The sequence below is a fragment of the Streptomyces sp. NRRL S-37 genome, assembly GCF_000721605.1.
GTDB lineage: Bacteria > Actinomycetota > Actinomycetes > Streptomycetales > Streptomycetaceae > Streptomyces.
In genome coordinates, this window is sequence record NZ_JOIZ01000010.1 from 229,077 (window position 1) to 241,338 (window position 12,262).

At 73.0% G+C, this 12,262-nt stretch carries 10 protein-coding genes; 9 read left to right on the top strand and 1 reads right to left on the bottom strand.

Features of this window, described 5'->3' with window-relative positions; all coding sequences use genetic code 11:
- Window positions 1-11: 11 nt before the first annotated feature.
- The 9 genes from IH50_RS0117260 (at window position 12) to IH50_RS0117300 (ending at window position 11,203) form a co-directional block, all read left to right on the top strand.
- Window positions 12-1,628 carry a fatty acid--CoA ligase gene (locus IH50_RS0117260; protein ID WP_030862362.1) on the top strand — a complete coding sequence of 539 codons (1,617 nt, stop codon included), beginning with the start codon at window positions 12-14 and terminating at the stop codon, window positions 1,626-1,628.
- 40 nt (window positions 1,629-1,668) lie between these two features.
- Window positions 1,669-2,673: an LLM class flavin-dependent oxidoreductase gene (locus tag IH50_RS0117265; protein WP_037872486.1), complete on the top strand. Its 1,005-nt coding sequence runs from the start codon at window positions 1,669-1,671 to the stop codon at window positions 2,671-2,673.
- Window positions 2,674-2,726: 53 nt separating this feature from the next.
- Entirely contained in the window at window positions 2,727-3,494 is a 768-nt protein-coding gene (locus tag IH50_RS0117270) for a thioesterase II family protein (protein WP_030862368.1), read from the top strand.
- 571 nt (window positions 3,495-4,065) lie between these two features.
- Entirely contained in the window at window positions 4,066-5,274 is a 1,209-nt protein-coding gene (locus tag IH50_RS0117275) for a cytochrome P450 (protein WP_030862373.1), read from the top strand.
- Between the two features lie 60 nt (window positions 5,275-5,334).
- On the top strand, window positions 5,335-6,807 hold the full coding sequence (locus tag IH50_RS0117280; protein ID WP_030862375.1) for an MFS transporter: 1,473 nt from the start codon (window positions 5,335-5,337) through the stop codon (window positions 6,805-6,807).
- Between the two features lie 31 nt (window positions 6,808-6,838).
- Complete coding sequence (locus IH50_RS0117285; protein WP_030862378.1) at window positions 6,839-7,669, top strand: alpha/beta fold hydrolase; 831 nt, start codon at window positions 6,839-6,841, stop codon at window positions 7,667-7,669.
- Window positions 7,670-8,103: 434 nt separating this feature from the next.
- Window positions 8,104-9,069 carry a diacylglycerol/lipid kinase family protein gene (locus IH50_RS0117290; RefSeq protein WP_030862381.1) on the top strand — a complete coding sequence of 322 codons (966 nt, stop codon included), beginning with the start codon at window positions 8,104-8,106 and terminating at the stop codon, window positions 9,067-9,069.
- An 84-nt stretch (window positions 9,070-9,153) separates the two neighbouring features.
- Window positions 9,154-9,522 carry a nuclear transport factor 2 family protein gene (locus tag IH50_RS0117295; RefSeq protein WP_030234889.1) on the top strand — a complete coding sequence of 123 codons (369 nt, stop codon included), beginning with the start codon at window positions 9,154-9,156 and terminating at the stop codon, window positions 9,520-9,522.
- Window positions 9,523-9,649: 127 nt separating this feature from the next.
- Window positions 9,650-11,203 (top strand): MmgE/PrpD family protein, encoded by a 1,554-nt coding sequence (locus IH50_RS0117300; protein WP_030862384.1) that lies wholly within the window; start codon window positions 9,650-9,652, stop codon window positions 11,201-11,203.
- Window positions 11,204-11,291: 88 nt separating this feature from the next.
- On the opposite strand, the gene IH50_RS0117305 is transcribed toward IH50_RS0117300, so the two are convergent.
- Window positions 11,292-11,951 carry a ScbR family autoregulator-binding transcription factor gene (locus tag IH50_RS0117305; RefSeq protein ID WP_234328183.1) on the bottom strand — a complete coding sequence of 220 codons (660 nt, stop codon included), beginning with the start codon at window positions 11,949-11,951 and terminating at the stop codon, window positions 11,292-11,294.
- Window positions 11,952-12,262: the final 311 nt, after the last annotated feature.

Below are 12,262 nucleotides of genomic sequence, written 5' to 3' on the forward strand. Positions count from 1 at the left end.
AAGGACGGATCATGACTGACATACCCAGCGGCACACCGAGGGAGCGCTGGACGCTCACCCACTCCTCACGGGCCCACGCCGGCAGCCGGCCGGACCACCCGGCGATCATCTGCGAGGGCCGCATCACCACCTACGACAAGCTGCACCGCGACAGCAGCCGTGCCGCGCACGCCCTGCGCGCCGGCGGCGTGCGGCGCGGCGACCGGGTCGCCTACCTGGGGCGCGAGTCGGAGAACTACTACGTGGTGATGCTCGCCTGCGCCAAGGCGGGCGCGGTCCTGGTGCCGGTCAACTGGCGGCTCACCCCGACCGAGGTGGACCACATCCTGCGCGACTCCGGCGCCGCCCTGATCTTCGTCGACGACGAGTTCTGGGACACCGTGGCCGCGGTGCGCCACCAACTGCCCGGTCTGCGGCGGGTGATCCGCGTCGACGGCACCGACGCCGACGGCGAACCCGCCCGCGGCGCGGGCCTGCCCGCCTGGGCTGCTGACCAGCCCGACTCCGAGCCGGTGCCGGGCACCGGCCCCGACGACGCCGTGGTGCAGATCTACACCAGCGGCACCACCGGACTGCCCAAGGGCGCCGTCCTCGCCCACCGCAGCTTCTTCACCCTGCCGCACGCGATGCGCGAGCACGGCGTCGCCTGGATCGACTGGCTGCCCGACGACGTCAGCCTCATCTCGCTGCCGGGTTTCGGCGTCGCGGGCATCGGCTGGTTCCTGCACACCTTCAACGCGGGCGGCACCAACGTGATCATGCCGCAGTTCGACCCGCAGGAAGCGGTCCGGCTGATCCGCACCCACAAGGTCACCACCACCTTCGCGGCCCCCGCCATGCTCCAGATGATGGCCGCCGAACGCGGCGCGGGGCCGGAGGCGTTCACCTCCTTGCGCAAGATCGCCTACGGCGCGGCGCCCATGTCCGAGACTCTGCTCAAGCAGTGCCTGGAGACCTACGGCTGCGAGTTCGCGCAGATCTACGCCAGTACCGAGACCGGCAGTGTGGCGGTGTGCCTGCCGCCCGAAGCGCACCACCCGGGCAGCCCGGTGCTGGACTCGGTCGGCAGGCCGTGCCCCGGCAACGAGGTCAAGGTGATCGGCCCCGACGGCGATCCCCTCCCGCCCGGGGAGATCGGCCAGATCTGCGTGCGCGCCCCGTCCCGGATGCTCGGCTACTGGAACCTGCCCGAGGCCACCGCGCGCACCCTGGTGGGGGAGTGGCTGCACATGGGGGACGCCGGCTACCTCGACGAGGACGGCTACCTCCACCTGTGCGACCGCATCAACGACACGATCATCGTCGCCGGGCAGAACATCTACCCGGCCGAGGTCGAGAAGGCTCTCGCCGCGCACCCGGCCGTGGCGGACGCCGCCGTCGTCGGCCTGCCCGACGAGCACTGGGGCGAGAGCGTGCACGCGGTCGTCGTCCTGCGCCCCGGCGCCGAGGCGCACCCGCGCGAACTGCTGCTCTCCCTGCGCGGCCGGCTCGCCGACTACAAGATCCCCACCGCCTACCACTTCACCGACTCCCTGCCCCGCAACCCCTCCGGCAAGATCCTGCGCCGCGCGGTGCGGGAGCGGCTGACGGCACCGGCCCGGGACCCGCTGGCCGGCACGGTCGCATGACACCGCGTCAGCCACCACGGACAGAAAGGTTTCGTCGCCCATGAACGGGCCCCTGCACGTCGGCATCCTGCTGCCCACCCGGGAACAGGCCATCAACGGCACCTACGCGGCGGCCCCGCTGCTGGGCTTCGCCCGGCAGGCCGAGGCTCTGGGATTCGACTCCCTCTGGGCGGGCGACTCGCTCACCGCCCGCCCCCGCCTGGACCCGCTCGTCGTCCTGGCCGCCGCTGCCGCCGCCACCGAGCGGATCACCGTCGGCACCGCCGCCCTGACCCCGGCCCTGCGCCACCCGCTGATCGGCGCCAACATGGTCGCGAGCCTCAGCCACGTGGCCGCGGGCCGGCTGGTCCTCGGGCTCGGCTCCGGCTTCCCCATGCCCGAGACGGAGGAGGAGTTCGCCTCGGTCGGCGCCGGCTTCACCGGCCGCGTCGGACGCCTCGACGAGATCACCGCCCTGTGGCGCACGGCCTGGCGCGCCGGACAGGAGGGCGAACCGGCCGACTTCCAGGGCAGGTACTGGCAGGCCGACCACCTCGACCGGCTGCCCTCCCCGGCCACCGCCGGCGGCCCGCCGCTGTGGCTGGCCGGCAGCGACACCCCCAAGGTGCTCGCCCGCGCCGCCACCCGCTACGACGGCTGGCTGCCGTTCCTGCCCGACCCCGACGCCTACGGCCGGGCTCGCCGCCGGATCGCCGAGCTCGCCGAGGAGGCGGGCCGCCCCGCCGGCGCCGTCACCCCCGCCCTGTACGCGACGATCACGGTGAACCGCGACGAGCGGGCGGCCGAGGCCGAACTGGAGCACTACATCAGCCACTACTACGGCCGTTCCCTCGACCAGATGCGCACCATCCAGGCCTACGCCTGGGGCAGCGCCGAGAAGTGCGCCGAATGGCTCGGCGGCTACGTCCGGGCCGGCGCCCGCCACCTGGTCCTGAGGATCGGATCGCTCGACCCGGAACCGCAGTTGAAGGAGATCGCCGAGGTGCTGCTGCCCGCGGTACGCGCCCTCGGCCCGTCCACCACCGTGGGGAGTACACAGTCGTGACCAGTACCACCAACGCAACGGACACCGGCGCCACCGTCACCGCCGGCAGCCGGATGTCCCGTGCGGGCCAGTGGTTCCACCCGGTGGAGCCCTCGCCCGACGCCTCGATCCGGTTGTTCCTGCTCCCGCACGCGGGCAGCGGCGCCATCATCTACCGGGACTGGGAGAGCCTGCTGCCGCCCGACATCGCCGCGCAGGCGGTGACCCTGCCGGGCCGTCACAACCGCCGGGAGGAGCCGACGTACGAGGAGTTCTGGCCGCTGCTCGAAGCGCTGCACGAGGCCGTGCTCGACGACCTGGACGACCGGCCGTTCGCGTTCTTCGGGCACTGCCTCGGCGCCCAGCTGGCATTCCGGCTGGCCATCCGCATGGAGGAGGAGGGCGGCCCGGCGCCCGTCATGGTCGGCATGTCCGGCTGGTCGCCCGTGGGCTTCTTCCAGCCCACCGAGGAGCAGAGCCGGATGCCCGAGTCCGAGCTCGTCGAGTGGATCAAGAAGCTGGGCTCCTTCCCGGCCGAGATCTACGACAATCCCGAGATGCTCGCCCTCGTGGTCCCCGCGCTCCGCGCCGACCTCAGGGTCGCCGCCCAGTACGTCGACGACGGCGCCGGGGTCGCCTGCCCGCTCGCCTCCTACGGCGGGCGCTCCGACCCTCTGCAGGAGGAGCCGGACGCCATGACCCACTGGGCCGGACGCACCCCCGCCTACCTCGGCCACAACGAGTACTCCGGCGGCCACTTCTACATCGACACCCACGCCCAGGCCGTCACCGCCCACTTCGCGCACCGCCTGCAGCGGATCGCCGCCCGACCCGCGCGCTAGGGCCTGTCGTTTGGATCATGCCGGCGTCGCGGGGCGTGGCACGCACTCCCCCAGAGGGGGGACCCCCAGCCGCGTTGTCGTCGGTTGTCAACTCCCCCACGCTCGGCTGCGCTCGCGCGGGAGGGACCCCCATCGCGTTGCCGCCCTCCTCCGCCTTGCATCTGCACGCACCACGCCCCGCTCCGGGTCGGCCGAGAGGCGCAGTCGCTCTCGGCCGACCCGATCCAAACGACAGGCCCTGGCGCCGCGACCGGAGAGGCCGACGGCGGCCTCCCCGGCCACAGCACCCGCGCGGCACCGGGAAGGCGCCCCGCTCCGGCGCCTTCCCGGTCTGCACCACACGCCCAGCACCGGCTCCACACGAGTGCCCGGGTTCCACAGCACGGCCGGCACCCGTGTCAGCGCCGTGTCAGCGGACTGCGCGACAGTGGCGCACGACCGTCCGCGGCCTTGGACGGGACACCACCCATGTCCCCTCGGCCCCGGCGGCGTCAGCGCGTCCGAGTCCGACCACGGAAGAGAGCCGGTGCCCGGGATCCACCTGCCTGACCCCTCATCCCTGGAGGCCGACGTGTCGCTCGCGGACCACACCGATGTCCTGGACTGGCCCTTCTCCCGCACCGAGGACGGAGACCCGCCGCCCATCCTGGCGGAACTGCGCAACGCGCCCCCGTGCGTGGTGCGCCTCCCGGCGGGAGCCGCCGAGTCCCGCCTGGCCTGGCTGGTGACCCGGTACGCCGACGTACGGCAGGCGCTGGGCGATCCCCGCCTCAGCGCCGACGAACGGCTGCCCGGCGCACCGGTGCGCATCCAGGTCCCGCCCGGCGGGAACCCGAGTTCCTTCCTGCGCATGGACGACCCCGAGCACGCCCGGCTCCGCCGCATGATCCAGACCGAGTTCACCGCGCGCCGGGTGAAGCGGCTGCGCGAACCGGTCCAGCGGCTGGTGGACGAGCTGCTGGACGAACTGGAGGCACTGCCCCGGCCGGCCGACCTGCACGCGGTGTTCTCCCGCGCGCTGCCGACCCTCGTCATCGCACGGCTGCTGGGCGTTCCGGAGGACGACTCCGCGTTCTTCATCGAGAAGACCCGCGTCACCATCTCCCAGGAGGACCCGGCGGTCTCCCTGGCCGCCTTCGAGGAGATGTCCGAGTACCTGGCCAAACTGGCGCTGCGCAAGCTGGAGAGCCCTGGTGACGACCTGATCAGCCGCCTCGCGGTCAACCACCACGCGAAGGGCGCCATCACTCTGGACGAGCTGGTCGGCATCGCCCGGCTGGTCCTGGTGGCCGGACACGAGACCACCACCAACCAGATCGCCCTGAACATCCTGGCGCTGCTGCGCGACGACGACCTGCGGGCGCGGGTGGCCGCCGACGACGGCGCGCTCATACCGAACTTCATCGAGGAGTCGATGCGCTACTGGTCGATCTCCCAGGACGCGATGGTCCGGCTGGCGGTGGAGGACCTCGAACTCGGCGGTGTGGCCGTCTCCAAGGGCGACGCCGTCGTCATCTCCGTGCCCGCCGGCAACCACGACGAGTCGGTCTTCACCTGCCCGCACCGGATCGACCCGCACCGCGACACCAGCGGCCACCTGCAGTGGGGCTTCGGCCCGCACTACTGCCAGGGGGCCCCGCTGGCGCGGCTGGAGATGGAGCTGTCGCTGCGCTCCCTGCTGCGGCGTTTCCCGAACCTGCGGCTGGCGGCCGACCCGCGCACGGTCTTCCGCCGCGGCACCGTCTTCCACGGGGTGACACACCTTCCCGTGACCTGGTGACCGGCCACGGTACCGGCACCACCGGCCAACCACCCGAAATGATCGAGAAACGGAGTCGTCATGACTTCTGAGACAAGCACGGAAGTCGTCGTCGAGGGGCGTACGCCGACGCCCCCCGGCGGCGCACCGGCCGCCGCCCCCTCGGCCGGTGCGCTCCTGGTGGTGCTCGTGGGCACGTTCATCACGGTGCTGGACTTCTTCATCGCCAACGTGGCCGTGCCCGCCATCAAGGCCGACCTGGGCGCCGGCGCCGCCCAGGCCCAGATGTTCGTCGTGGGCTACGGCGTCGCCTTCACCGCGGGACTGATCACCGGCGGCAGGCTCGGCGACCTCTTCGGCCGCCGGCGGATGTTCACGCTCGGCATGGTGCTGTTCATGCTGGCCTCGGCCGCGTGCAGCCTGGCACCCACGGCGACCGTCCTGGTCGTCGCCCGCATCGCTCAGGGCGCCGCCGCCGCGCTGATGGTGCCGCAGGTGCTCGGCATCATCGGCACGGTGTACACCGGCGCCGCCCGCGACCGCGCCTTCAACGCCTACGGCCTGGTCATCGGACTCGCCGGCGTCTTCGGCCAGTTCATCGGCGGTGCCCTGATCACGGTCGACATCGCGGGACTGAGCTGGCGGACCATCTTCCTGATCAACGTCCCGCTCTGTCTGGTCTCCCTGGCCTTCGTCGGCCGCACGATCCCCGAGTCGCGCGGCGAGGGCGGCACCCGGCTGGATCTCGTGGGTGCCCTGCTGGTCACGGCGTCCCTGGGCATCATCGTCTTCGCGCTGCTGGAGGGCCAGGAGAGCGGCTGGCCGCTGTGGGTGTGGGAGGCGCTGGCCGGTGCTGCCGTCCTGCTGGCGGTGACCGTCTGGCACCTGCGCCGGCGGGCGGCGGCCGACCGGGGCCCGCTGATCGAACCCGCCCTGTTCAAGGGCCGGGTGTTCTCGGTGGGGCTGACCGCGACGGTGGTCTACTTCCTCGCGATGGGCTCCTTCTTCTTCGTCCTGGCCCTCTACCTGCAACTGGGCCGGGGCCTGTCGCCCCTGGAGTCCGGGTCCGTCTTCCTGGCTCTGGGCGCGGGCTACTTCGGCGCCTCGGTGGTGTCGTCGCGCAAGGCCGCCTCGGTCACCGCCCGCAGGGTGGCCGTCGGCCCGCTGACCCTCGCGATCGGCTACGCGGCGGTCGCCCTGACCGCCGACCGCCTCGACACGATGGGGCACGTGCTGTGGCTGCTGCCCGCCCTCCTCGTCGCCGGGCTCGGCATGGGCCTGACCACCGGCCCGCTGACCAACCTGGTGCTGGGCGCGGCCGCGCCCGAGCACGCGGCCTCCGCGTCCGGGCTGCTGAACACCGCCCAGGAGGGCGGCGCGGCCGTCGGCGTGGCGATCGCCGGAGCGGTCTTCTTCCCCACCCTGGCCGACGCCGGCGGCTCGGCGGGCGCCTACCCGCACGCGTTCGCCGTCACGCTCGTCCCGCTCATCGCCCTGGGACTCCTGGCCTCCGCCCTGGTGCTGGCGGCGCCGGGCCGCACCGCACGGCGCTGAGGGTCCCCACCACCCAAGGAAGGCAGGCGTCATGCCGTACGTCACCACCCGGGACGGGACCCGGCTCCACTGCACCGACTGGGGCGAAGGACGTCCCGTGGTGCTGCTCAACGCCGCCATGGCGGACTCGCGGATGTGGGAGTTCCAGGCGCCGTTCCTGGCCGGTCAGGGGCTGCGCTGCGTCACCTACGACCGGCGCGGCACCGGGCGCTCGGACGTCCCCTGGAGCGGCTACGACTACGACACCCTCGCCTCGGACCTCGCCGACCTGCTCGACCACCTCGACCTGCGGGACGTCCTGCTGGTCGGCTGTGCGGCGGGCGGCGGTGAGGCCGTGCGCTACCTGTCCCGGTACGGCGCCGGGCGGGTGGGGAAGCTGGCGCTGGTCTCCTCGACCACGCCGTTTCTGCTGCGGACCCCGGACAACCCGGACGGCCTGGAGATGGCGCTGTTCGAGGAGATCGAGAAGGCCATCCGGACCGACCGGGCCGCCTGGCTGAGATCACTGACCTGGCCGTTCTTCGCCGGCCCCGAGGCGGATCCGGCGAGCACGCCACTCTCGCCCCGACTGGCCGAGTGGCTGATGGACCTGGCCATGGACACCTCGCCGCGGGCTGCCACGGAGATCTACCGCACGCTGTTCACCACCGACCAGCGAGCGGAGACGGCGGCCGTCCGGGTGCCCACCCTGGTCGTCCACGGCACCGCCGACCTCGCGGCGCCGTATCCGCTGTGCGCTCCCCGCACCGCGGAGCTCATTCCCGGCAGCACCCTGCTGACCTACGAGGGCGCGGCCCACGGCCTGTTCGCCACCCACGCCGACCGTCTGAACGCGGACCTGCTGGCCTTCGCCAAGCAGTGACCGCGAGGGCGGCGCCTCCCGCGTGGCCGCCGCCCGGCCCCCGGCCGGGCGGCGGCCGGGCATACCGGCCGGCCCGCGCCTCGCCCTCCCTCCCACTCCCGGCCCACCTCGCACACGTGCCTCACACGCCCGCGGACCGGGGCGCCGGGGCGGGACTCCGGGCGCTGCGCCCGGAGTCCCGCCGAGGGTGCCCGCGGCGCCCGGCCCGGCGCACCGCGGGCGTCCGCGACGGGCCGGGCGTGCCCTCGGCCCCGCGTCCCCGTGCCCGGCGTGTCCCTGCCCTGCCTCCCCGTGCCCGTGCGCCTCGTCGGCGTCAGCCGCACGTCAGCGCCGTGACAGCGGTCGGTGGCAGAGTCGACGTCGTGGGTCCGGAGCCGCAGGCGCGGCCCTGGCCCCGGACCCGCCGGCGCCGTCCGACGAAGGAGTACGCCCGCATGGCAGATACAGCAGCCCCGGTCCCGATCCGGGCACTGGTCCTGGCCAACCCGGCCTCCGGCAGCCACAGCCCGGAACTGGTGGAACAGGTACGCCAGTTGTGCGACTCGTATCTGGAACACACCGAGGTGCACCCGACCACCGGACCGGGTGACGCCACCGTCGCGGTGCGGAGGGCCCTCGAACGGCACACCGGCGCCCCCGACCTGGTCGTCGTCATCGGCGGCGACGGCACCGTCCGGGAGGCCGTCCAGGGCCTGGTGCCCGCCTCCGGGCGCGCCACGCTCGCGGTGGTGCCCGGCGGTACCGGCAACTCCGGCTACAAGATGCTGTGGGGCGACCGCCCCTGGACGGAGTCCATCAAGGCGATCCTCACCGACTCCGGCATCGGCGGCAGTGCCCGCCCGCGCCGCCTGGACCTGGCCCGTCTCGCCGAGACCCGTCAGTACGTCTACCTGGGCGCCTGCTCCGGTGTGATCGCCGACGCGCTGATCACCGCCCGCGACCTGCCGCTGACCGGCCGCGAGCGGTACGCTCGCGCCTTCGCCGACACCGCCGCGGGCTACGCGCCGTACCCGGGCCGGGTCACCGTCGACGGGCGGGTCGTGCACGAGGGCCCGACCGTCCTCGCGAACGTCGGCGGCGGCCCCTACCGCGGCGGCCGGTTCAACGTCCTGCCCGACTCGTTGCTCGACGACGGCCTGCTCGACGTCTGCGTCATCGGAGACGGGATCGCCGCGGCCGACGTACCGCGGCTGACCCTGACCGCCGCCCACATCGGCCACCCCGCCACGCGGTACGCGCGCGGCCGGACCATCACCGTGGAGCGCACCGACGGCCGCCGACTGCCGCTGGAGCACGACGGCGAGTACCAGCACGGCATCGGCTCCACGGCCACCTTCGAGGTCCTCCCCGGCGCCCTCCCTGTGTGGGCCCCGGCCCACGACCGCCCCGAGACCCTCTGAGACATCCAGAACCCCCGTCGTACCGCACGCCTGGCGACGGCACGTCGGGTCACCCGCACCAACGGAAACGAGGAGAACACACACATGAGCGACCTGACCACCACCGTCGACCGCTACCTGGCCATCTGGAACGAGGCGGACGCCGACAAGCGCGCGGCGGCCATCGCCGAGCTGTTCACCGCCGACGCCCCGTACATCGACCCGCTCGCCGCCGTCGAGGGCCACGAGGGCTTCGGCGCGGTGGTGGCGGGCGCCCGCGAGCAGTTCAAGGGCCTGACCTTTGAACTGCACGGCACGGTCGACGCCCACCACAACCAGGCCCGGTTCCAGTGGGGCCTGGTCACCGAGCCCGGCGCCGAGCCGATCGCGATCGGTTTCGACGTCCTGGTCGCCGACGAGGCGGGCCGCATCAAGGCCGTCTACGGCTTCCTGGACAAGGTGCCGGCCGCCTGAACCCCTCCCGCGGCGGCGGGAGCACCGGCCGACGGTGCTCCCGCCGCCGCTTCCACCCGCCCGGAGCGACCAGCCGCCGGCCACGGCACGCCCCGGCCGGCGTACGGCAAGAGAGGTGCCTCGCGCCATGACGGCAGTACTCGGTGAGAGCGTGGCCAGGGCGCTGTGCGACGACTGGGGGAGCACGGCGCCCAGGCGTCCTCGCCGGCCCACCGACACCCCGCTGCGTGAACTGTCCCAGTGGGCGGCGACGCTGCGCCCCGAGCACATCCCGTGCCGGGTGCTGAAGCTCGCCGCCAGTCAGGTACTCTCGCAGGCCGCATCCATCAGGGCCGGGCTCCAGCACCCGCTGGGACGGCGGCTGGTGGCGGCCTTCGGGCACCCCATGCAGCGCGACCCGCGCACCGCCGCGGGCGTCTTCGCCGCCCTCGGGTCCTGGCTCAACCTCGACGACACCGCCTACGCCGGACACCTGTCGAACTCCACCGTCGCGGTACCGCTCGCCTTCGCCTACACCCGCCGGCTCGACGGGCTGTCCCTGCTGACCGCCGTCGTCGCGGCCAACGAGTGCGCGGCCCGCATCACCGCCTCGGCCACCCTCGGCCCGCTGCGTGGCCAGAGCGCGGTGCACACGCACCTGGCGGGCGCGGTGGCCGGCCGGCTGCACTGCGACCGGGCCCCGGCCGCGCTCTGGGAGAACGCCTTCGGGCTGGCCTTCGCCATGCCCAACTGGCCCCTGATGCGCGCCTTCCTGGCCAGCGACGCCCGTCTGTTCAACACCTTCACCCCGGTGCGCACCGCCATGGACGCCTGCGACGCGGCGTACGCGGGGCTGCGCGGCGCTCCCGACATCGTCGAGCACGAGGACGGCTTCCTCGCCCGGTTCGCCACCGTGCCGCTGCCGCAGGCGGTGGCCAAGGGACTGGGCCGACGCTGGCACACCGACACGCTGTCCTTCAAGATGCACCCCGGCGGGCCGGGCATCGACGCGGCCGTGGACTGCGCCGCCGAGATCCACCGGGAACTGGGCGGCCTGCGGCCCGAGGACGTGGCCGAGGTGGTCGTCGAGGCGTCCCTGTACACCCTCTTCGCCGGTGAGCGTGCCGCCCGGTACGTCAACGGTCCGGGCTCCCCGCTCGGCGCCCTGGTCCTCGACGTGCCCTACCCCGTCGCGACCACCCTGCTCACCGGCGAGTTCACCGTGGACGACTTCTCCTCCCCGCACCTGGACGACACGGCCCGCTGGGCGCTGGCCCGGCGGGTGCGCCTGGAGCACGACACCGAGATGACGCGCGAACTGTTCCTGTCCGACGCCCCGTTCGGCGAGGCGGTACGGGAGGCGGGGGAGCGTGCCGTGCCGTGGCTGCGCGGCTTCGGCGGGGACGAGCTGGTCGACCTGCTGGGCCCGCTGAGCGCCGACGACCGGGACTTCTCCCGCGCCGCGAAGGCCACCGGTGCCCGGGTCACCGTCCGGCTGACCGACGGCCGTACGGTGTCGCGCACCCGGCTGATTCCGGTCGGTGCGGCGGGCCCGGAGACCCGGGTCCGGCACGCGGATCTGGTGCGGGAGAAGTTCCTGTCGGTCGGCGGCCCGCACGAGGTGTCCGACAGCGTGGACCGGCTGCACCGCATGCGTCCGGCCGCCCTGCGTCGCTGGATAGAGGCCGCCTTCCTGGACTGAACCGTCCCTCCGGCCGCCGCACGGCACGGCGGGTGCGGCGACCGGAGCGGTTCAGCGGCTCCGGCCGCACCTTCCCGGCCACACGCTTCTACCGCGCCGGCACGGACAGCAGGGCGAAGGCGTCGAGGATCTCCTCGACCCGCTCCACGATGTCGGCCCGGTCGTTCTGCACCCAGGAGATGTGCTGGGCACCGAACAGGGCGGAGACCAGGACCCTGGCCAGGGCCTCGGGCACCGCGCTCTCCGGCAGCCGGCCCGCGGCCCGGCACTCCTGGAGGAGTTCGACGATCAGTGACGTGAAACCGACGTACGGGACCGGCATCTCCGCCTTGATGTAGGGGCGTTCGATCTGCAGGCGTGCTCCCGCCTTGACGTAGGCGTCGTCGCGGAACCCGCGTGCGGTGCGCAGCAGTACGTCCGCCACCGTCGAGGGCGAGGAGTGGTCGCCCTCGAGCGCGGGGGAGACGATCTCGTTGAGCCTGCGGTAGAACTCCTCCGTCACGGCGGCCGCGAGGGCCTCCTTGTTGGAGAAGTGGAAGTACACCGCGCCCTTGGTCATCTCCGCGCCGTCGGCGATGTCCTTGATGGTGACGTTCGGGTAGCCGTGCCGGGCGAAGACCTCCGCGGCCGCGTCGAGGATGGTGCGCCGGGTGCGGATGGCGCGCTCCTGCTTGAGGTGCGAGGTGTCGTCGACCGAGGCTCCGCCGGAGATGTGCGCGGTCTGTGTCGCGTCGCTGTGTTCGCTCATGACGTCCATTCGTGCCGTGCCGTCCGCTGCTCTCGGTGGCCGGTTGGTGGGGGGACTGGACCGGGGCACGTGCGGACGCTTCGCGGGTTTCGCCCCTCTGACCAGCAGAGATGACCGTTCATTTGCCGCATCTTGCCCGAGCCTTGCAAGATACCTTCCCGAAGGTATATTAATTTCGTGCCGAAGGGCGCCGCACGTCTGTTAGTTCGCATGGTCCTGGTTCTTCCAGTACGGGGGAGGCGAATCCCGGATGTCAGTCGTGCTCAATCATCCCAGCATCTCTCAGGCGTCAGCAATGGCCCACGCCTGCG

Excerpts from the sequence above, each read along its gene's own strand:
- IH50_RS0117260 (WP_030862362.1), top strand. The coding sequence starts at position 12 with ATGACTGACATACCCAGCGGCACACCGAGGGAGCGCTGGACGCTCACC.
- IH50_RS0117290 (WP_030862381.1), top strand. The coding sequence starts at position 8,104 with ATGGCAGATACAGCAGCCCCGGTCCCGATCCGGGCACTGGTCCTGGCC.
- IH50_RS0117285 (WP_030862378.1), top strand. The coding sequence starts at position 6,839 with ATGCCGTACGTCACCACCCGGGACGGGACCCGGCTCCACTGCACCGAC.
- IH50_RS0117295 (WP_030234889.1), top strand. The coding sequence starts at position 9,154 with ATGAGCGACCTGACCACCACCGTCGACCGCTACCTGGCCATCTGGAAC.
- IH50_RS0117270 (WP_030862368.1), top strand. The coding sequence starts at position 2,727 with ATGTCCCGTGCGGGCCAGTGGTTCCACCCGGTGGAGCCCTCGCCCGAC.
- IH50_RS0117305 (WP_234328183.1), bottom strand. The coding sequence starts at position 11,951 with ATGAGCGAACACAGCGACGCGACACAGACCGCGCACATCTCCGGCGGA.
- IH50_RS0117300 (WP_030862384.1), top strand. The coding sequence starts at position 9,650 with ATGACGGCAGTACTCGGTGAGAGCGTGGCCAGGGCGCTGTGCGACGAC.
- IH50_RS0117265 (WP_037872486.1), top strand. The coding sequence starts at position 1,669 with ATGAACGGGCCCCTGCACGTCGGCATCCTGCTGCCCACCCGGGAACAG.
- IH50_RS0117280 (WP_030862375.1), top strand. The coding sequence starts at position 5,335 with ATGACTTCTGAGACAAGCACGGAAGTCGTCGTCGAGGGGCGTACGCCG.